This is a genomic window from Calothrix anomala FACHB-343 (genome assembly GCF_014696435.1).
Lineage (GTDB): Bacteria > Cyanobacteriota > Cyanobacteriia > Cyanobacteriales > Nostocaceae > Aulosira > Aulosira anomala_A.
On sequence record NZ_JACJQG010000043.1, the window covers coordinates 40,564 to 61,538 of the forward strand.

Annotated in this window: 14 protein-coding genes; 8 read left to right on the forward strand and 6 right to left on the reverse strand. The window is 45.6% G+C overall.

The window, feature by feature from the left end:
* Positions 1 to 262 precede the first annotated feature (262 nt).
* Complete coding sequence (locus H6G08_RS22785; protein WP_190547036.1) at positions 263 to 415, reverse strand: hypothetical protein; 153 nt, start codon at positions 413 to 415, stop codon at positions 263 to 265.
* Positions 416 to 493: 78 nt separating this feature from the next.
* Here H6G08_RS22785 and crtD point away from each other — a divergent pair, with 78 nt between their 5' ends.
* Positions 494 to 2,005 (forward strand): C-3',4' desaturase CrtD, encoded by a 1,512-nt coding sequence (gene crtD, locus H6G08_RS22790; RefSeq protein ID WP_190547038.1) that lies wholly within the window; start codon positions 494 to 496, stop codon positions 2,003 to 2,005.
* 338 nt (positions 2,006 to 2,343) lie between these two features.
* On the opposite strand, the gene H6G08_RS22795 is transcribed toward crtD, so the two are convergent.
* Together H6G08_RS22795 and hslO are read right to left on the reverse strand one after the other, a co-directional pair.
* Positions 2,344 to 4,410 (reverse strand): coiled-coil domain-containing protein, encoded by a 2,067-nt coding sequence (locus H6G08_RS22795; RefSeq protein WP_190547040.1) that lies wholly within the window; start codon positions 4,408 to 4,410, stop codon positions 2,344 to 2,346.
* A 151-nt stretch (positions 4,411 to 4,561) separates the two neighbouring features.
* On the reverse strand, positions 4,562 to 5,467 hold the full coding sequence (gene hslO, locus H6G08_RS22800; protein ID WP_190547042.1) for an Hsp33 family molecular chaperone HslO: 906 nt from the start codon (positions 5,465 to 5,467) through the stop codon (positions 4,562 to 4,564).
* 573 nt (positions 5,468 to 6,040) lie between these two features.
* Between hslO and H6G08_RS22805 the strand changes: the two genes are divergently transcribed.
* Complete coding sequence (locus H6G08_RS22805; protein WP_190547044.1) at positions 6,041 to 6,436, forward strand: hypothetical protein; 396 nt, start codon at positions 6,041 to 6,043, stop codon at positions 6,434 to 6,436.
* A 628-nt stretch (positions 6,437 to 7,064) separates the two neighbouring features.
* Here the strand turns inward: H6G08_RS22805 and H6G08_RS22810 are convergent.
* Together H6G08_RS22810 and hisD are read right to left on the reverse strand one after the other, a co-directional pair.
* On the reverse strand, positions 7,065 to 7,490 hold the full coding sequence (locus H6G08_RS22810; RefSeq protein WP_190547046.1) for a universal stress protein: 426 nt from the start codon (positions 7,488 to 7,490) through the stop codon (positions 7,065 to 7,067).
* Positions 7,491 to 7,779: 289 nt separating this feature from the next.
* Complete coding sequence (gene hisD, locus H6G08_RS22815) at positions 7,780 to 9,081, reverse strand: histidinol dehydrogenase (RefSeq protein WP_190547048.1); 1,302 nt, start codon at positions 9,079 to 9,081, stop codon at positions 7,780 to 7,782.
* A gap of 375 nt (positions 9,082 to 9,456) precedes the next feature.
* Here hisD and rpsT point away from each other — a divergent pair, with 375 nt between their 5' ends.
* Both rpsT and H6G08_RS22825 read left to right on the forward strand, forming a co-directional pair.
* Complete coding sequence (gene rpsT / locus H6G08_RS22820; protein ID WP_190547050.1) at positions 9,457 to 9,753, forward strand: 30S ribosomal protein S20; 297 nt, start codon at positions 9,457 to 9,459, stop codon at positions 9,751 to 9,753.
* A 70-nt stretch (positions 9,754 to 9,823) separates the two neighbouring features.
* The gene (locus H6G08_RS22825) at positions 9,824 to 10,609 is read left to right on the forward strand and encodes a TatD family hydrolase (protein WP_190547074.1); all 786 of its coding nucleotides are present in this window, start codon (positions 9,824 to 9,826) and stop codon (positions 10,607 to 10,609) included.
* Between the two features lie 238 nt (positions 10,610 to 10,847).
* On the opposite strand, the gene H6G08_RS22830 is transcribed toward H6G08_RS22825, so the two are convergent.
* Positions 10,848 to 11,024 carry a hypothetical protein gene (locus H6G08_RS22830; protein ID WP_190547052.1) on the reverse strand — a complete coding sequence of 59 codons (177 nt, stop codon included), beginning with the start codon at positions 11,022 to 11,024 and terminating at the stop codon, positions 10,848 to 10,850.
* Positions 11,025 to 11,133: 109 nt separating this feature from the next.
* Here H6G08_RS22830 and H6G08_RS38260 point away from each other — a divergent pair, with 109 nt between their 5' ends.
* From H6G08_RS38260 to H6G08_RS22845, 4 genes are all read left to right on the forward strand, one after another.
* Positions 11,134 to 11,256 carry a hypothetical protein gene (locus H6G08_RS38260; protein WP_277877873.1) on the forward strand — a complete coding sequence of 41 codons (123 nt, stop codon included), beginning with the start codon at positions 11,134 to 11,136 and terminating at the stop codon, positions 11,254 to 11,256.
* Positions 11,257 to 11,413: 157 nt separating this feature from the next.
* Entirely contained in the window at positions 11,414 to 14,713 is a 3,300-nt protein-coding gene (gene rpoB / locus H6G08_RS22835) for a DNA-directed RNA polymerase subunit beta (RefSeq protein ID WP_190547054.1), read from the forward strand.
* Between the two features lie 172 nt (positions 14,714 to 14,885).
* On the forward strand, positions 14,886 to 16,763 hold the full coding sequence (locus H6G08_RS22840) for a DNA-directed RNA polymerase subunit gamma (protein ID WP_190547055.1): 1,878 nt from the start codon (positions 14,886 to 14,888) through the stop codon (positions 16,761 to 16,763).
* A gap of 154 nt (positions 16,764 to 16,917) precedes the next feature.
* Entirely contained in the window at positions 16,918 to 20,973 is a 4,056-nt protein-coding gene (locus H6G08_RS22845) for a DNA-directed RNA polymerase subunit beta'' (RefSeq protein ID WP_190547057.1), read from the forward strand.
* Positions 20,974 to 20,975 lie beyond the last annotated feature (2 nt).

Below are 20,975 nucleotides of genomic sequence, written 5' to 3' on the forward strand. Positions count from 1 at the left end.
CCTCACCCTTGTGGGATAATTTTTGTTACTTATTTGAGTTCACTTTCAAATCTCGTACTGCTTGAGAGCAGATAATTACCCACAAACATTTGACCTCACGGAACCCAACCGGAGGATAAAAAAATAGAGTCAACCAACCTACACGCCTCTCCCTTGATTGAGAGTGAAGTTTTTTTTAATAGTACTTGCGGATTTTACAAGTGTATGTATCAGGAGTTACTATTTTAGCCCAGCCTCAGCAGTAAATCATTTGTTTTTTAGGTTACATAGTTTTGAAATACTTATCAGTAGGTCGGTTGTAATTAAATTGATCTTTCTGACAAAGTTCCGATTCCTGACTTTTGTGACTTTTGACTTCCATGCGGTGAAACACACCACTAAACATTTTTAATGCTTTACGGTGACGCGATCGCATTTCCGCCTCACCTTTTTCAGTCAGTCCGGCTTTTGTTAAAATTAAGAATAATATTAAGAAATATAAAGTAAAGTAACAATGCCCAGTGTAACTGTTAACAAAAATCAGCCTCGTGTCATCGTCGTCGGTGCGGGAATAGGCGGGCTAACTGCTGGCGCATTATTAGCCCATAAAGGTTACAGCGTTTTAATTGTCGATCAAGCCTTGGTTCCTGGGGGTTGTGCTTCCACCTTTAAACGCCGAGGATTTACCTTTGATGTCGGCGCAACCCAAGTCGCCGGCTTAGAACCTGGGGGAATTCATCACCGAATTTTCTCAGAATTGGGCATAGATTTACCGGAAGCTACACCTTGCGATCCGGCTTGCGCTGTTTATCTTCCTGGCGAATCCACACCGATCAACGTCTGGCGCGATCGCGAAAAATGGCGAGAAGAACGACAAAAACAATTTCCTGGTAGCGAACCATTTTGGCAGTTGTTAGCAACTTTATTTCAAGCTAGTTGGGAATTCCAAGGACGCGATCCGGTGCTACCACCACGCAGTTTATGGGATTTGTGGCAGCTAACTCAAGCGGTACGCCCCAGTACATTAATTACTGTCCCGTTTACTTTATTTACTGTGGGCGATGCTTTACGGTTATATGGATTAGGTAATGACCATCGCTTACGAACTTTCTTAGATTTACAACTCAAGCTGTATTCCCAAGTCAACGCCGAAGAAACAGCCTTACTTTATGCAGCTACGGCGTTAAGTGTATCCCAACTACCCCAAGGCTTATTTCACCTCCAAGGTAGTATGCAAGTCTTAAGCGATCGCCTGGTAGAATCCTTAGAAAGAGATGGCGGTAAACTATTACTACGCCACACCGTCGAAAAAATTACCGTCGAAAATCATCAAGCCAAATCCGTCACCATTCGCAACCAGCAAAGCGGCGAAGTTTGGACAGAAACCGCCGATCGTATAGTTGCCAATGTCACAGTGCAAAACCTCGTACAGCTTTTAGGCGAACAAGCACCAGCAGGTTATAAACAGCGCGTAGAAAAATTACCCCCAGCCTCCGGTGCATTTGTTGTGTATTTAGGCGTAGACGCCAGCGCCATTCCTGCTGATTGTCCGCCTCACCTGCAATTTTTATACAATGCCGAAGGGCCGATTGGCGAGAATAATTCCCTATTTGTCTCCGTCAGCCATCCCGGCGATGGACGCGCACCCGAAGGTAAAGCTACAATTATTGCTTCTTCCTTCGTAGATACCCGGAGATGGTGGCGCACAGAAAATTACGCTGAACTCAAGCAGCAGTATACAGAACAAGCGATCGCCCGTTTAGGGCAATACTTCTACCTCAAACCCGAAACCATCATCCACCAAGAAGCCGCCACACCCCGCACCTTTGCCAATTTCACAGCACGCGATCGCGGTATCGTTGGCGGTATCGGACAACGCATCCCCACCTTCGGCCCCTTTGGTTTTGCCAATCGCACGCCCATCAACCATCTCTGGCTAGTTGGCGACTCCACCCACCCCGGCGAAGGAACAGCCGGCGTCAGTTACTCAGCCTTAACTGTAGTGCGGCAAATCTTGAATAGCTAATTGGGCATGGGGCATTGGGCATTGGGCATTGAAACAATTTTGGATTTTGGATTTTAGATTTTAGATTGAAATCCAAAAGACGCTCGATGACTCGCTCTAAGCGTTCGCCGTTGGGCGAAGCCCTTCCCGCAGGGTAGGCGTTCTCGTTCGACGAAGTCGTTCCCGTTCGCGTAGCGTCTTTGATAGGAGAAGGCTTTACGCTGCGCTATCGCAAATCTCAAATCTAAAATTTCTTGTCCCCCTTGTCCTCCTTGTCCCCCACTCCTCTACAAATAATTACAAAAAATAGGGACACAAAATATTGTGTCCCCAGAGAATATATTGAGTTGTTCCAACGGTCAATTTGGCGTTTCAGTGCTACTAGGTGACGGTGACAAAGTTGGCGGAGTTGCTGGCTGAGGTTCGGGATTGAGAAATTCTCGCCAAGTCTGAATCTGTTGTTGTGCAGCACTATAAGCAGAACTACCTCTAGGAACCAACTTGGCAATCTCAATACCTTTATAGATATCAGATTGTCCTTGAGTGCGGGCAATATCTAACAATTGCTGACTCCACTGATCGATGGCAACATTCGCATCCATCCGCAAGGCATTACGCCTGGGAACCTGTTGAGCTAGGCGGATTGCTTCTACCAACGCATCCGGCGTACCCGTCAGCGCTGCGGTTCTTGCTTTTTGCCAGTTATCTCGCGCGCGAATTTGCTCTCGCCAATCATTGATCGCTTCTTGAGCTTCGCCAGAAAGTGCCCTTCCCGAAGAAGCTATGTTTTGTGCCGCACTAATCGCACCCGCTAAATTACCACTAGCTGCTAGTTCTCGCGCCTGATCTAAATAAGGCTGATCTTGAATGCGCTGGATCTTCGCTGTCCAATTCTGAATTTTTCTCCGTGCTTCAGAATATAATGCTCTACCACTACGGATTTGACTGGCTTCAGCGATCGCCGCTTGTAAAGAATTGATATCTTCTAGATATGCTATCTGTTCAGCCCGATCTAAGAAAGGTCTATCTTGGATCGTCTCAACTTGCGCTTGCCAGCGTCCCGCCTCTTGTCTCGCTTCACTAGCACGGGGGTTACCTCTGGGAATCAGCTGAGTTTGAGCGATCGCAGCTGTTAAATCGGTGACTGATCCTTGACTAGCTAATGTTCGCGCTTTTTCTAAATGAGCAACATCTTCAATTTCTAACTGCCAGCGAGCAATCAACTGTTGTGCTTTGTTATACACAGCCCTCGACGGGTCAATTTGTTGCGCTTGGGAAATTGCTGTTTGTAAAGAATCAATCGTCCCGATCCAAGCACTTCTTTGGGCTTCAGCCAAGCTGATAAAGTCTTCAACCTCGGTTTGCAGCTTGGTATTTTCGGGAATTTGTCTAACTATATCTAAAGCTGTATCTGCATCCCGTTTATCTAATTTCGCCTGGGCTAAATCCAGCATTTTGCGCCCATAAGCCGGAATTAACTCTTGAGCTTTTTGATACAGGTAACTATTTTGACCAATTGATTCCGCTAGTTTGATAGCTTCGAGGATTTTCTCAGCAACGCCACTCTCAGCTAAATTATCAGCTTTTGCTAACTTCTCGCCATCTTCCCTAGCCGTAGCAATTGTCCGATTCAATTCATCGTATTTAGTAGTCGCCCAATATTTATTATCCACACGTAGCAATTTAGCAGACAGCATAAAAGCTGACTGCCAATTTCTTTGCCGCAATTCAGCTTCGGCTTCTTGATAAATTCCCTCAGCCTTTGACCAAATTGATTGCCATTTTGCTACTTGTTCTTCTACATTGTTATAAACAGGTACATCGCTAGGTATTTTCTGCGCAGTAGCGATCGCCTCCTCTAAGTTTCCGGCTTGAAAACTTTGATCGGCTAATTGTAAGATATCCTTCGACCATCTTTCAATAAAGCGATCGGCTTCGCCACGTAACGGGTGGTTTTTACCCAGCTGCTTCACCAAATTAATCGCTTGCAGCAAATCGGTGACAGTTTGCTTAGAAGCCGCCAACTGCGCACAATGTAGCCGCACCGACTCACTCGCCAAAGGCCAGAAAATTTTTGGACAATTGGGGGCAGCTGGCAACTTTAAAAGCATCGCTGTTGCCAAAAAAGCTATTCCCCCAGGAACTAACGTTAATATTACTAACCACAACACCCAATTTTGCATCCAGCGAGGTAATTTACTGAGAATCAAATTGGGGGAAATAGTTTTTTGAGACTGACTATTAAAAGGTAATTCTTCGGAATTATGATCTGTTTGCCGCTTCACTGACTTAGAGTTAGAACCAGTCGCTGGAATATTAAATAAATGAGCTTCTCCGAATTGCTGTGCTTCGGATAATCCCTGACTTTCATCCTGATCTCTGGCTCTGCCTCGGGACCAACTGTCTGTAATATCCCGCTCTGTCATCTCTCACACCAAAAAATAGTTGAATAGCGATCTGTATAGATCGATAATTCTATTGTTGCCATAGTAACTTTCTCATCATTAAAAAGCTACTTTTTTTATCATCTCCATAGATACACTAGTAGACGCAAAATTTTAGTGCCCTTTTATACTCTTATCCTGAAGCAGAAGATTCAGTTTGCAAATCGACAATCAGCTGAGCCAGTTGATCGCTGCTGGCCTGGTAAACTTGACCACAAAAGTCACAAGTTGCCTCAGCGCCATCATCTTTAACGATCATATCTTGTAGTTCCGCTTCTCCCAACATTTTTAATGCGCCCAACATGCGGTCAAAGGAACAGCCACAGTGAAAGCGCAATATTTGGTTTTCCGGGAAAATTGTCAGCCCCATATCCCCCAACAAATCTGTCAAAATTGTCGGTAAAGTCTTACCAGCTTGCAATAACGGCGTAAATCCAGCCAGGCTAGCTACCCTTGATTCTAAAGTGGCTACTAAAGCTTCATCTCTAGCCGCTTTCGGTAACACCTGTACCAATAAACCCCCAGCAGCCGTTACCCCACCTGCGCCCACAAATACGCCTAAAACTACAGCCGAAGGCGTTTGTTCGGAACTCACCAGGTAATTTGCCACATCATCACCAATTTCACCCGAAACTAGTTCCACAGTACTAGAGTAAGGGTAACCATAACCAATATCGCGCACAACGTAAAGGAATCCCTTACCCACTGCACCGCCAACATCAAGCTTACCTTTGGCATTGGGTGGTAATTCTACAGATGAATTGCCAACATAGCCCCTTACCGTACCGTCTAATCCCGCATCTACTAAAATGCCGCCCAATGGCCCATCACCCTTAACACGGACATTGACCCTAGAGCCAGTTCGCTTCATACTAGAAGCCATCAACAACCCAGCCGCCATTGTCCGTCCTAGTGCAGCTGTAGCTACATAAGAAAGTTTGTGGCGCTGTCTAGCTTCTTCAGTGAGGCGCGTAGTAATTAAACCTACGGCTCGAATCCCACCGTCGGCTGCTGTGGCGCGAATTAATTGATCCGCCATGAAAACCTTACCAAATAATATGTTATTAAATGCCCCTGCTGTGAGGGTCGCAAATTAAAGCCTTATTTAGTATAACTTAGTATATCTCAACTAAACTTAACCATTTCCTAGACTGCCAATTTCTCTCATCTCGATTTTGTATAAACCTGCACAAAGTAATTAAATGACTCTTCTAACTTTCTTGTTGGCATCATATCCTGCACAAAGCTGCTGCGAGTCTCATGTGTACTGGGAGGCTGATTTTCAAAATCAACTACATCTTCCCAGACAATTGCTAGGACTTATATTTTTTGTCGCAGTGCTAGTGGCAGCAGCGTTCACAAATACCCTGTAAATATTAGGAAAAAATCAATGATTAATTATTCTGTCTGTTAATTACTATTTAAAAATAAGTAAGTCTGGGGAAAAAAACAACCTATATTACGAAACGCAAACTGTCTTGAAACCCTTACCAATGACAAATGACAAATGACAGCCCTCACCAGTCATATTTAATTTCACCGCCCTACTTAGTAACTGAATATTTGCCATAATAAAATTATAACAAACCTACAATAATTATCATCTAAAAAAATGCTAGGTACTTTTCAACAAAGCCAACTCAGAATCGAAATCGAAGCTTCAGCCAGTGCAATTCACGATAGCCTGCTACGTCCAGCGCAATTACAAAAATGGCTCATTGGACAACGTTTCGCACCAGGAATGCCAGAAGAACTACAAGCAGGTTTTCAATTCACCACCTGGACTGGCCCAGTGGCAATTCATCATCAAGTAAAGGTGGCAAAAGCTAACTGTTTGCGCTTATTACTTAGCGGTGGAATTGATGGATTTCATGAATGGTATTGGGGAGAAGGTTGGGTACAGTCACGCCTAGAAGGAGTCTCCCTATTACCATTAAATATAGGACAAACTTTCAGTCTATTAAGCTTGCGCCAGTTTCTAGCAAGTCACAAATCTGAGAATAAGTAGGTTGGTGCAATTAGATATAATCGGTAGGGATTGTCATTGGTCATTGGTCATTGGTAAGCGTTTCTACCCTAGTTATGTTTAGTAACATATTTGGGTTTATTTACACCAACTTATACCAATTTTAAAAAAGAATGCGACCGTAGGGGTATGGCATTGCCCATTGGTGTCAACTTAAGCTCAGAACCCTTCTCTATCTCGTTTCCAGCCGGAGGCTGGAAATGCGTATTCGTGGGCTGCCGCCTCGTCTTCTAATAAATTGAGGCAGAGCCTCATAAATCTCAGCTCCCACGCAGAGCATGGGAGCTAGATGGAATGGGGGTTTTACGTTAAGTTGACACGTATGGGCATTGCCATGCCCTCTAGAATATATTGATGTGCCGCAAAAACTATTTAAATTGGTGTTATTTCTCTGACTAAATTCGCTGGCTCTCATACTATTTATTTGTGAAGCTGCACAAAACTCTACCTTTCTTGAAGGCAAAGGTACGCAGAGTTTTTTCAGTTCCATATCTTCCAATATAATTACGCGCGTCTTGATATTAAATTAGTATTACAACTCTTACCAATGACAGATGACTAACGACCAATGACCACCTTAACTAGTTATCTTTAATTACACCAAGCTACTTTAAGTTGGCTTAACCACTAATACAGAACAATTAGCTTCTTCAACCACTTGACTACTAACAGAACCTTGAACAATTCGCTTCATTCCTGTTAACCCGCGACTACCAATGACAATCAAATCAGCCTGATAAATATTAGCCAGGCGAATAATTTCGTCTGCAGCATAGCCTGTAACTAATTCTAATTGGCTGGCAACAGGTAAACTTTCTTGATAAGATTGCAGTTGTTTTTCAATATAAAAATAAGACAATGTTGGTGAATCAGCATGAGGCCGATCTGCTGGTAAATCCATCTCTAACTCTGGCGGTGGAAAAACATGGCAAAGAATAACTTTACTATCTGGAGCCAGCACCAACTCTTTTACAGTCTCAATTACTCGCTCTGAAATTTCCGAACCGTCTAGAGCTACCAAGATATTTTTTAACACCGCTCTCGTCTCCTCAAGAGTAGACCCCTTAAATAAATACCTGGTTAATTAATTGGTAACTAAACCAATTTTTGCCCAGATTTAACAATATTTATCTCTTTAGCGTTTTACCGCTAGGAGTATGTTATCAAAAAATGCTCGTGGCTAAATTTCCCTCAACTTTATTTGGGAGCTTTAGACATGAGAATTCGTAAATTGAGTTTATATCATACTCAATTTCCCAAGCTTTTATTTTGCATCTAATGGGTGATTTTCTCGCAAATCATCAGCAAAAATTCACCATTCTCAATCACTCTTCATGCTGAATTCGCCGTCTGACAGAATCGGCATGGGAGGGTAAATCCTCTACTGATGCTAGAATGTCAATTGTCCCAGCCACTTTTTGCAATGCACTTTGGGAGTATTGAATAATACTTGATTGTTTAAGAAAAGTTTCCACACTCAAGGCTGAAGCATAACGGGCAGCCCCCGAAGTCGGTAAGGTATGGTTGGGGCCTGCTAAATATTGTCCAACGGCTGGTGGTGTAGCATCTCCTAAGAAAATTGCCCCAGCATGGCGAATTTGTGGTAGAAACTCCCAAGGCTCGGCAATTGCTAATTCCAGATGTTGGGGAGCAAATTCGTTAGTCAATTCTGCAGCTGCTTTGAGAGATTCGACAATCACAATCAACCCATAGTGAGCGATCGCTTTTTCGGTGTCAATGCGTCGGGGATGATCTACTAATTGTCGTTCCACAGCTACTTGGACATTTTTTGCTAAAGCCGCATCCGTAGTCAGCAGAACCGCCGCCGCCATTGGATCGTGTTCGGCTCTGGCTAGCATATCCGCAGCTACATGTACGGCATTTGCGGTTTCATCGGCAATAATTAGCACTTCGCTCGGCCCTGATAGGCAGTCAATCCCGACGCTACCGTAGACAAGTTTTTTAGCCAGGGTGACATAAATATTACCAGGGCCTACAATGACATTAACTTTCGGAATCGTTTCCGTACCGTAAGCTAAAGCCGCGATCGCTTGCGCTCCCCCGACTCGGTAAATTTCCTGTACCCCAGCTTCTTGAGCGGCTACTAGCACAGCCGGAGGAATTGCTTTACCTGCTCCTGGGGGTGTCACCATGACTACTCGCGGTACACCAGCCACTCTTGCCGGAATGGCATTCATCAGTACAGTACTGGGATAAGCAGCACGCCCACCAGGGACATATAAACCCGCCCGATCTACAGGATTGTAGCGTTTGCCTAATACCACCTCATCATCAGCAAAGTTAACCCAGTTTTTCGGGACTCGCTGACGATGAAATGCTTCGATTTTTTGGCTAGCTAACCGAATCGCCGCAATCAACTCCTGAGACACCTGCTGATAAGCCGCATCCAATTCTGAGCCTGTAACCCGCAGTTCCTCCTGCTTAAGAGTTTGGTTGTCAAATTCATCTGTGTAATGCAATACAGCCTTGTCGCCTTGGCGTTTCACCGCTTGCAACACTTCCCGCACCGTGGCTTCTTTATGAAGTACGTGTTCGTCATGGGTGCGATCGCAGATCCGTTGTAGTTCTGCTCTGACGTCTGCCTGCTGAGTAATAATTCGCAGCATGGAGTAAGCACAATGCCAAAATTAGAATATTCCCGCCTGAGAATTAATCTTGCTCTTTACCCAAACAGGTACCGAGGTGAGTCTAATTCCCTTCTCTAGCTTAACCTGGATTTTTTTGATACTCCCAGTGTTGTTAATAGGTTGCCAATTATCTGATGCAGATAGGCAGGGAGCAGGGGGCAGGGGGCAGGGAGCAGGGGGAGAAATAGTAACTGAACCAATGCCCAATGCCCCATGCCCAATGCCCCATGCCCAATGCCCCATGCCCAATGCCCCACGATATTTTTTTGGGAAATCTTAACATTGGCAATATGGATGCTATATTAGTAAATCTAGTAGTGTGTGTACATATTAATAGTCTTTCTGGAACTGACTGTGGCGAATTCAAAGTCTGCTCTCAAACGCGCCCATATTGCAGAGCGCAATCGGCTGCGTAATAAATCATATAAATCAGCTGTCAATACGCTGATGAAGAAGTACGTGAATGCAGTAGAAGTCTATGCTGCTAATCCCACTCCCGAATTAAAGCAACAAGTACAGGAGCGATTAGCTGAGGCTTACAGCAAAATCGACAAAGCCGTTAAGCGAGGTGTGCTTCATCCCAATAATGGAGCCAGGAAAAAGTCAAGATTGGCTCGTAAACTCAAACCACTTACACAAACGGCACAGTAGTCCCAAATCATTTAGTCATTAGTCTGCTACTAATGACTAATGGCTAATGACTAATGACTCTAAAACAAAAATGCAGCTAATTGACACTCACGTTCACATCAACTTTGACGTTTTTCAGCAAGATTTAGCAGCAGTGCGATCGCGATGGCAACAAGCAGGTGTAGTGCATTTAATACATTCCTGCGTGGAACCAGCAGAATTTGCCAGTATCCAAGCCATAGCACGCGAGTTTCCCGAACTCAGCTTTGCCGTTGGGTTACATCCTCTAGATGCTAAACAATGGACTGATGGAACAGCCGATGAAATTCTCACATTGGCGAAATCAGATGCAAAAGTAGTCGCTATGGGGGAAATGGGACTGGATTTTTGTAAAGCAGACAACTATGAGCAACAGCGCATGGTGTTTGAAGCGCAATTAGCGATCGCCTATGAACTGAATTTACCTGTAATTATCCACTGCCGCGATGCAGCCGCACAGGTAAGAGAAGTGTTGCAAAAATGGCGAGAACAAAAAGGCGAACGAGTGCGGGGTGTAATGCATTGTTGGGGTGGAACGCCCGAAGAAGCTCAATGGTTCATTGATTTAGGCTTCTACATAAGTTTTAGCGGGACAGTTACCTTCAAAAATGCCAAGCAAATCCAAGCTACCGCCGCAATGGTACCGAGCGATCGCTTGCTAATTGAAACAGACTGTCCTTTCCTGGCTCCCGTCCCCAAACGAGGTGCAGGACGCAATGAACCAGCTTATGTCCGTTATGTAGCAGAGAGTATAGCCGAACTGCGTAAACAGACGGTAGAAGCGATCGCCGCCCAAACCACCCAAAATGCTTGCGACTTATTTAGTCTGGTAGTATAAGGTGTACATTTAAGTGTAGTTGGCTGTGTACAAAAAAATAAACACCTTGGAGGATGGAAATATGCTAAAATTATTTCCTCCAAAACATTTTGCTTGCGCCATAATGATAAAGGAAGGAAATTAAAACTCCTAAGATTGGTTTTACACAGTTACTAACTTGACCATCGCTACCCGCAAAGCAGTCACCCTTAAGGTGTCTAAGCTAATTATTTGCCGGGGTTGACCATCCTCCTAATCTCTACAAGCGGATGTAATCGCCGCGATCGCCAAGACTGACAATCATGAGTTGAGCTAGACACTTTGAGAAAACTACCTTTTCCGTATTTAATCTATAGAAAACTGTTAAACATAATTGCCTTGTGAGTATCACCCACCAAGATAAAGCCATACTAATCCAGAGTCGATTCAGAGCCACTCGGTTCCTTAGTTTTAGGATATCACCGTGAGTCTAAATATAGAGGGGTATTGAAAACACAACAGGAAAAAAGCTGCGGCGGCTAATTAACGCGCTTGTGGGAGGAGAAGTGACAAAAGCCAACTTAATTCCAGATTATCTCAACCATCTACTTTTGAGCAATCAACCTAGTAGCTGGTTATTAGTTATAATTGTCACTTTTAGTGGAGTAGTTTCCCGCTTGCCAAGATAGCACTTTCCAGCTTTAATTTCTGCGTTTGCCCGTACCTGCACATAGCAGGTGGCGTTAAGGAGAAGTTCCCAAACAGCTACGGACACTGGCTAGCGGTGGGAACCGTCAAAAAGCAGTGTCCAATGGTAAGTTTAACCAGGTTGACAAAGGTAGAGGCATGACGAACGAAAATTATATGGAACCCGCCTTTCTGTTGCCCGACTTGATTGAAATCCAGCGTTCTAGCTTCCGTTGGTTTTTAGAAGAAGGGTTAATAGAAGAACTTAACTCCTTTAGTCCGATTACAGATTACACCGGCAAACTAGAACTGCACTTTTTGGGTCAAAACTACAAACTTAAAGAACCAAAGTACAGTGTCGAAGAAGCCAAGCGGCGAGATAGTACATACGCCGTCCAAATGTATGTTCCCACAAGGCTACTCAACAAAGAAACCGGGGATATTAAAGAACAAGAAGTCTTTATTGGCGATTTGCCCTTGATGACCGATCGCGGCACCTTTATTATTAACGGAGCCGAGCGAGTGATCGTCAACCAAATTGTGCGATCGCCTGGAGTTTATTACAAATCAGAAATTGATAAAAACGGTCGCCGTACCTATTCAGCCAGCTTAATTCCTAACCGGGGTGCATGGCTAAAATTTGAAACAGACCGTAACGATCTCGTGTGGGTACGGATTGATAAAACCCGCAAACTTTCAGCCCAAGTACTTTTAAAAGCTCTAGGTTTATCAGATAACGAAATCTTTGACGCCTTACGCCATCCTGAGTACTTCCAAAAAACCATTGAAAAAGAAGGGCAATTTTCTGAAGAAGAAGCCCTAATGGAGTTATATCGCAAATTGCGTCCTGGTGAACCACCCACAGTCTTAGGTGGACAACAGCTATTAGATTCGCGATTCTTCGACCCCAAACGTTACGATTTAGGGCGTGTCGGACGTTATAAACTCAACAAAAAATTACGGTTGTCGGTTCCCGACACCATGCGCGTCTTAACTCCTGGGGATATCTTGGCTGCGGTAGATTACCTGATTAACCTAGAATATGACATCGGTAACATCGATGACATTGACCACCTGGGTAATCGCCGAGTACGAAGTGTCGGTGAATTGCTGCAAAACCAAGTCCGGGTAGGTTTAAACCGCTTAGAAAGAATCATTCGGGAACGGATGACTGTATCCGATGCTGAAGTTCTCACCCCAGCTTCCCTAGTTAACCCCAAACCCCTAGTAGCTGCAATTAAAGAATTCTTTGGTTCCAGCCAATTAAGTCAGTTCATGGATCAAACCAATCCCCTAGCAGAACTGACTCACAAACGCCGTCTCTCAGCCTTAGGCCCTGGCGGTTTAACCAGAGAAAGAGCCGGGTTTGCTGTCCGGGATATCCACCCCAGCCACTACGGACGGATTTGTCCCATTGAAACCCCAGAAGGCCCCAACGCGGGTTTGATTGGCTCTCTAGCCACCCATGCGCGGGTAAACCAATACGGCTTTTTAGAAACACCCTTTAGACCGGTGGAAAATGCCAGGGTGAGATTTGACCTGCAGCCAGTTTACATGACCGCCGATGAGGAAGACGACTTGCGCGTTGCTCCCGGTGACATTCCTGTTGATGAAAATGGCATGATTATTGGGCCTCAAGTACCAGTACGTTATCGCCAGGAATTCTCCACCACCACCCCAGAACAAGTGGACTATGTAGCAGTATCACCAGTACAGATTGTATCGGTAGCTACAAGCATGATTCCCTTCCTGGAGCATGACGACGCTAACCGGGCGCTGATGGGTTCCAACATGCAACGGCAAGCAGTACCCCTGCTCAAGCCAGAACGTCCCTTAGTCGGCACAGGCTTAGAAGCCCAAGGTGCAAGAGACTCCGGGATGGTAATCGTCTCTCGTACCGATGGCGATGTGGTTTATGCGGATGCCACAGAAATCCGTGTGCGGGTTAAGAACACAACAACTGAAATTAAATACACCCTTTCTAAGTATCAGCGTTCTAACCAAGATACTTGCCTCAACCAAAAACCTCTAGTACGGATAGGCGAGCGCGTAGTTGCTGGTCAAGTATTAGCTGATGGTTCCTCCACAGAAGGCGGAGAATTAGCCCTGGGGCAAAATATCGTCGTCGCCTACATGCCTTGGGAAGGCTACAACTACGAAGACGCGATTTTAATTTCCGAAAGATTAGTTCAGGATGATGTTTACACCTCAATTCACATTGAAAAATATGAAATTGAGGCTAGACAAACAAAACTAGGCCCTGAAGAAATTACGCGAGAAATTCCCAACGTTGGGGAAGATGCTTTACGTCAACTAGACGAACAAGGAATCATTCGCATTGGTGCATGGGTAGAAGCCGGGGATATCTTAGTTGGTAAAGTTACACCTAAAGGTGAATCTGACCAACCCCCAGAAGAAAAACTACTGCGGGCGATTTTCGGTGAAAAAGCCCGGGATGTGCGTGATAACTCCCTGCGAGTGCCCAACGGTGAAAAAGGTCGCGTCGTCGATGTGCGTTTATTTACCCGCGAACAAGGGGATGAACTACCACCAGGAGCCAACATGGTAGTCCGGGTGTACGTAGCCCAGAAACGCAAGATTCAAGTCGGCGACAAAATGGCAGGACGCCACGGTAACAAGGGGATTATTTCCCGGATATTGCCGTTGGAAGATATGCCCTATTTACCAGATGGTTCTCCAGTAGACATTGTTCTCAACCCCTTAGGCGTACCCAGCCGGATGAACGTCGGACAAGTATTTGAGTGTTTATTAGGCTGGGCTGGTCAAAACTTGGGCGTGCGGTTTAAGATTACTCCCTTTGACGAAATGTATGGGGAAGAGTCATCGCGCCGGATTGTGCATGGCAAATTGCAAGAAGCACGTGATGAAACCAGCAAAGATTGGTTATACAACCCCGATAACCCCGGCAAAATCATGGTATTTGATGGTCGTACAGGCGAACCCTTTGACCGTCCGGTAACAGTGGGCGTAGCTTATATGCTGAAGCTGGTGCATCTGGTGGATGACAAAATTCACGCCCGGTCTACAGGCCCCTACTCCTTGGTTACCCAGCAACCCTTGGGTGGTAAAGCCCAACAAGGTGGTCAGCGCTTCGGAGAAATGGAAGTGTGGGCATTGGAAGCCTTTGGTGCAGCTTACACCTTGCAGGAATTGCTGACAGTTAAATCTGACGATATGCAAGGACGGAATGAAGCCCTCAACGCCATTGTTAAAGGTAAAGCAATTCCTCGACCAGGAACGCCAGAATCCTTTAAGGTATTGATGCGAGAACTGCAATCCTTAGGTTTAGATATTGCCGTCCACAAAGTAGAAACTCAAGCAGATGGCAGTTCCTTAGATGTGGAAGTCGATTTAATGGCAGACCAATCAGCCAGACGTACACCACCGCGACCAACCTATGAATCTCTTTCCCGTGAATCACTGGAAGATGATGAATAGAGGCTAGGGGCTAGGGGCTAGGGGAGGCAGCCATGACTAATCACCAATGCCCAATGACGCCACTTGCTTCAAGCCGGGAAACCCGTCCAACGCAGTGGCTCCCCAATGCCCAATGCCCAATTTTCAACCGAAAAACTAAATATACTCATAACTCAAAACTCAGCACTTAAGTATGAGAAACGCCCAAACCAATCAGTTTGACTACGTAAAAATCGGTTTAGCATCACCAGAACGCATTCGGCAATGGGGCGAACGCACCTTACCTAACGGTCAAGTTGTTGGTGAAGTTACCAAACCAGAAACTATTAACTACCGGACTCTCAAACCAGAGATGGACGGTTTATTCTGCGAACGCATTTTTGGCCCAGCAAAAGACTGGGAATGTCACTGCGGTAAATATAAAAGAGTGCGCCACAGAGGTATTGTTTGCGAACGCTGTGGTGTAGAAGTTACAGAATCACGAGTGCGGCGTCACCGCATGGGATATATCAAGCTAGCAGCACCAGTAGCTCACGTTTGGTATCTCAAGGGGATTCCTAGCTATATTTCCATCCTGCTAGATATGCCTTTGCGGGATGTAGAACAAATTGTCTATTTCAACTCTTATGTTGTTCTTAGCCCAGGTAATGCGGAAACTTTAACCTATAAACAGCTATTGAGTGAAGACCAGTGGCTGGAAATTGAAGACCAAATTTATAGTGAAGATTCCCAGCTACAAGGTGTTGAAGTAGGTATTGGTGCTGAGGCACTGTTACACTTACTGGCTGATATTAATTTAGAGCAAGAAGCCGAAAGCCTCCGGGAAGAAATTGGCAATGCTAAAGGACAAAAGCGAGCGAAGTTAATTAAACGCTTACGGGTAATTGACAACTTCATCGCTACTGGTTCTAAACCAGAGTGGATGGTAATGGCGGTAATCCCCGTTATTCCCCCTGATTTACGCCCAATGGTGCAGCTGGATGGCGGTCGGTTTGCTACCAGCGATTTGAATGATTTGTATCGTCGAGTAATTAACCGGAATAATCGTCTGGCAAGATTACAAGAAATTTTGGCACCAGAAATTATTGTCCGCAACGAAAAGCGAATGTTGCAAGAAGCAGTAGACGCTTTGATTGACAACGGACGCCGGGGACGCACCGTAGTCGGTGCCAATAACCGTCCTCTGAAATCCTTATCGGACATTATTGAAGGTAAGCAAGGACGTTTCCGGCAAAACTTGTTAGGTAAGCGGGTTGACTACTCTGGTCGTTCTGTAATTGTGGTGGGGCCAAAATTAAATATCCACCAATGCGGCTTGCCCAGAGAAATGGCGATTGAGCTATTTCAGCCCTTTGTGATCAATCGCTTAATTCGTAGCGGGATGGTGAATAACATCAAAGCTGCGAAAAAACTGATCTCCCGTAACGACCCCAGTGTGTGGGACGTACTGGAAGAAGTGATTGAAGGACACCCAGTACTACTCAACCGGGCACCAACGCTGCACCGCTTAGGGATTCAGGCATTCGAGCCAATTTTGGTAGAAGGTAGAGCCATTCAACTCCATCCCCTAGTCTGTCCAGCATTTAACGCTGACTTTGACGGCGACCAAATGGCGGTACACGTTCCCCTGTCTTTAGAAAGTCAGGCAGAAGCGCGGTTATTAATGCTGGCTTCTAATAATATCTTGTCGCCAGCTACAGGTAAGCCGATTATCACACCCAGCCAAGACATGGTTTTGGGAGCATATTACCTAACCGCAGAAAACCCAGGTGCTACCAAAGGGGCGGGACGGTATTTTGCTTCTCTTGACGATGTAATTATGGCTTTCCAGCAAGAGCAAATTGACTTACACGCTTATATCTACGTGCGGTTTGATGGCGAAGTCGAATCAGACGGGCCAGATACAGAAGCGCTAGAAGTTACAGAAAACACCGATGGTACCCGGACTCTGCTGTATAAATACCGCCGAGTCAGAGAAGACGCCCAAGGGAATTTGTTGTCTCAGTATGTCCGCACGACACCAGGTCGCGTGATTTACAACAAGGCAATTCAAGAAGCACTAGCTAGTTAGCTGTTCTTTGTAAGTAGGGGCGGGTTTATTTAGATCATCGTTGATTCAGTGAGGATATTTGTGAACCCGCCCGTACAGTTGCTTTTTGCTACTGACTACTGACTACTGACCACTAACCAATGACTATTGACCATTGACTAAGGACTATTGACTAATGACTAACGAAAAGGCAGTTTTTCGCAATCGCGTAGTTGATAAAGGTCAATTGAGAAATTTGATTTCTTGGGCCTTTGTAAATTATGGTACGGCGCGTACCGCAGTCATGGCGGACAAATTGAAAGACTTGGGATTTCGCTATGCTACCAGGGCAGGGGTGTCTATCAGTGTAGACGATTTGATGGTACCACCTTCTAAGCGATCGCTCTTGGAAGCAGCTGAAGAAGAAATTCGCGCTACAGAAGCTCGCTATCAACGGGGTGAAATTACGGAAGTAGAACGCTTCCAAAAAGTAATTGATACCTGGAACGGTACTAGTGAAGCCCTGAAAGATGAGGTAGTTGTTCACTTTAAAAAGACCAATCCCCTCAACTCCGTATACATGATGGCATTCTCCGGCGCACGGGGTAACATCTCCCAAGTCCGTCAGTTAGTAGGGATGCGGGGACTGATGGCAGATCCCCAAGGGGAAATTATTGACTTACCCATCAAAACCAATTTCCGTGAAGGACTCACCGTCACCGAATACATTATTTCTTCTTACGGTGCCCGGAAAGGCTTGGTAGACACAGCCTTACGGACGGCGGACTCTGGTTATCTCACCCGGCGTCTTGTGGACGTATCCCAGGATGTGATTATTCGGGAATTTGATTGCGGTACTACCAGAGGTATTCCCATTCGGGCAATGGTAGAAGGTGGCAAAACAAAAATTCCCCTAGCTACACGTTTGCATGGGCGGGTAATAGCAGAAGATGTGCTAGATCCTAAGACCAAAGAAGTGATAGCTACTCGCAATACCCCAGTTTCCGATGAATTGGCGGCAAAAATTCAAAAATCTGGGGTAACTGAAGTCCTCGCGCGATCGCCTCTGACTTGTGAAGCAGCCCGTTCCGTATGTCAACATTGCTACGGCTGGAGTTTAGCCCATGCGAAAATGGTTGATTTGGGCGAAGCTGTGGGAATTATCGCCGCTCAAAGTATCGGTGAGCCTGGTACCCAGCTAACCATGCGGACATTCCACACAGGTGGTGTATTTACCGGGGAAGTCGCCCAACAAGTACGTTCCAAAACCGATGGTACTATCCGCCTACCCAGGAAATTACGCACCAGACCCTACCGTACCCGCCACGGTGAAGATGCTTTATTTGTCGAAGCCAACGGCGTAATTGTCTTGGAACCGAAAAAAGATGGTGCTGATAGCACAGGAGCAAACCAAGAAATTAATGTTACGCAAGGTTCCACATTATACATCACCGATGGTCAGCAGGTAAAAACCGGGCAGTTACTTGCGGAAGTCGCCCTTGGTGGACGGACAACCCGTGCTAATACGGAAAAAGCGGTAAAAGATGTAGCCTCTGACTTAGCAGGTGAAGTGCAATTTGCCGAAGTTGTCCCCGAACAAAAAACAGACCGCCAAGGCAACACCACGACCACAGCCGCACGCGGTGGATTGATTTGGATTTTGTCTGGGGAAGTGTATAACTTGCCACCCGGCGCAGAATTGGTAGTGAAAAATGGAGATGCGATCGCTTCCAACGGCGTACTCGCAGAAACCAAACTCACCACCCTACACGGTGGTACAGTCCGCTTACCAGAAGCTACTCCCGGTAAGAGTACCAGAGAAATTGAAATTATTACCGCTTCTGTAGTTTTAGACCAAGCCACAGTTACCGTTCAAAGTTCCCAAGGACGTAACAGCTACCTAGTTTCCACTGGTAATAACCAAGTATTTAACCTCAGAGCTACCCCAGGCACAAAAGTGCAAAATGGTCAAGTAGTAGCGGAATTAATTGATGACCGCTATCGCACCACCACCGGGGGCTTCCTGAAATTCGCTGGCGTTGAAGTTCAGAAAAAAGGTAAAGCCAAGCTGGGTTATGAAGTGGTACAGGGAGGTACCCTGTTGTGGATTCCCGAAGAAACCCACGAAGTTAACAAAGATATTTCCTTGTTACTGGTAGAAGACGGACAATTTGTCGAAGCCGGTACCGAAGTCGTTAAGGATATCTTCTGCCAAAACAGTGGTGTGATTGAAGTTACCCAGAAAAACGACATCTTGCGGGAAGTTGTGATTAAACCAGGTGAACTGCTGATGGTAGACGATCCTGAAGCAGTCATCGGTAGAGATAACACCTTTATTCAACCTGGTGAGGAATTCCAAGGTACAGTCGCCACCGAATTGCGCTACATCCAGTATGTAGAGTCTCCCGAAGGGCCCGCTTTATTAAGCCGTCCTGTAGTAGAGTTTGCTGTTCCCAGCAACCCTGATGTACCTTCCACTACATCAGTTAGTCAACAAACTGGACGTTCAATTCAATTGCGAGCAGTACAAAGACTGCCTTACAAAGATTCTGAACGTGTCAAGTCTGTGGAAGGGGTAGAACTGCTACGTACCCAACTAGTATTGGAAATCGAGCAAGAAGGAGAACAAGACCACAACGCTTCTCCTTTAGCGGCCGATATTGAATTATTACCCGATCCAGACAACTCAGAAGTTCAGCGCTTACAGCTGGTAATTTTGGAATCCTTGGTAATTCGTCGGGATATCACGGCTGATGCTACCCAGGGTAGTACTCAAACTTCCCTGGAAGTGCAAGATGGATTAACCATCGCCCCTGGTGCAGTCGTCGCCCGTACCCAAATCTTGTGTAAAGAAGGGGGTATTGTGCGGGGCGTCCAGAAAGGTACAGAAACAGTACGCCGTTGTTTAGTCTTGCGTCCAAGCGATACCATAACACTGAATACTAGTGCCCCAGCAAAAGTCAAAGTTGGTGATTTGATTGTAGCTGGTACCGAAATTGCTCCTGGCGTCTTCAGTGAAGAATCTGGACAGGTTGTAGGCATCAAAAATGCTGCGGCTACAGCAACAGCTCAAGATTCTGCCCTGAGTACACAAAACTATACAGTTTCTATCCGTGTTGGTCGTCCCTATCGAGTCAGCCCTGGTGCTGTGTTGCAAATCGAAGATGGCGATTTAGTACAACGCGGTGATAACTTGGTGTTGCTGGTATTTGAACGTGCCAAAACTGGGGACATTATCCAAGGTTTACCCCGGATTGAGGAACTACTAGAAGCCCGTAAACCCAAAGAAGCTTGTATCTTGTGCCGTCGGGCTGGGGAAGTGAAAGTAGTTTACGGCGATGGTGATGAAGCGATCGCAGTTAAAGTAGTAGAACCCAATGGAGTAGTCACCGATTATCCTTTAGGCCCCGGACAAAACTTAGTGGTAACAGATGGCTCCCATGTAGCAGCAGGACAACCCCTCAGCGATGGCCCTTCCAACCCCCACGAAATTTTGGAAGTCTTCTTTAGCCTGGGTTCAGAAGATGGCGTCTACGCTTGTGCTAGCCATGCTTTACAGAAAGTGCAAACATTCCTGGTGAACGAAGTACAGTTGGTATACCAATCCCAAGGTATTGATATTGCCGACAAACACATCGAAGTGATTGTTCGCCAGATGACTAATAAAGTCCGGATTGATGACGGTGGCGACACCACCATGCTTCCCGGTGAGTTGGTTGAATTGCGCCAAGTTGAGCAGGTAAACGAAGCAATGGCGATTACAGGCGGTGCTAGAGCGCAGTATACCCCTGTATTATTGGGTATCACCAAAGCATCCTTGAACACCGACAGCTTTATTTCTGCTGCTTCCTTCCAAGAAACCACCAGAGTCTTAACTGAAGCCGCCATTGAAGGTAAATCTGATTGGCTGCGGGGGTTAAAAGAAAACGTGATTATTGGACGATTGATTCCTGCTGGTACTGGGTACAATGCCTATGAAGAAACAGGAGCAATTGATGACTATGCTGCTTTAGAAAGTAGCAGTGTCTTAGATGAAGTTGACGATCCTTTAGACATGGTGCTAGACGATCGCACAGCACGTGCCTACAATCTAGATGCACCTTCTCTCACCGAACATACATTTGGCAGTAGACGTGCAGAACGTTCTATTCTCGATGATGATGACTTGATAGCTGATGAAGTCATCGATCTTGTAGAAGAGGAAGAAGACGAGTACGAAGAAGATGATGATGACGATGATTTTGATGAATAATC

What these genes read in the sequence shown, in the direction of transcription:
- H6G08_RS22785 (WP_190547036.1), bottom strand. Translation starts at nt 415, where the DNA reads ATGCGATCGCGTCACCGTAAAGCATTAAAAATGTTTAGTGGTGTGTTT.
- crtD (WP_190547038.1), top strand. Translation starts at nt 494, where the DNA reads ATGCCCAGTGTAACTGTTAACAAAAATCAGCCTCGTGTCATCGTCGTC.
- H6G08_RS22795 (WP_190547040.1), bottom strand. Translation starts at nt 4,410, where the DNA reads ATGACAGAGCGGGATATTACAGACAGTTGGTCCCGAGGCAGAGCCAGA.
- hslO (WP_190547042.1), bottom strand. Translation starts at nt 5,467, where the DNA reads ATGGCGGATCAATTAATTCGCGCCACAGCAGCCGACGGTGGGATTCGA.
- H6G08_RS22805 (WP_190547044.1), top strand. Translation starts at nt 6,041, where the DNA reads ATGCTAGGTACTTTTCAACAAAGCCAACTCAGAATCGAAATCGAAGCT.
- hisD (WP_190547048.1), bottom strand. Translation starts at nt 9,081, where the DNA reads ATGCTGCGAATTATTACTCAGCAGGCAGACGTCAGAGCAGAACTACAA.
- H6G08_RS22825 (WP_190547074.1), top strand. Translation starts at nt 9,824, where the DNA reads ATGCAGCTAATTGACACTCACGTTCACATCAACTTTGACGTTTTTCAG.
- rpoB (WP_190547054.1), top strand. Translation starts at nt 11,414, where the DNA reads ATGACGAACGAAAATTATATGGAACCCGCCTTTCTGTTGCCCGACTTG.
- H6G08_RS22840 (WP_190547055.1), top strand. Translation starts at nt 14,886, where the DNA reads ATGAGAAACGCCCAAACCAATCAGTTTGACTACGTAAAAATCGGTTTA.
- H6G08_RS22845 (WP_190547057.1), top strand. Translation starts at nt 16,918, where the DNA reads ATGACTAACGAAAAGGCAGTTTTTCGCAATCGCGTAGTTGATAAAGGT.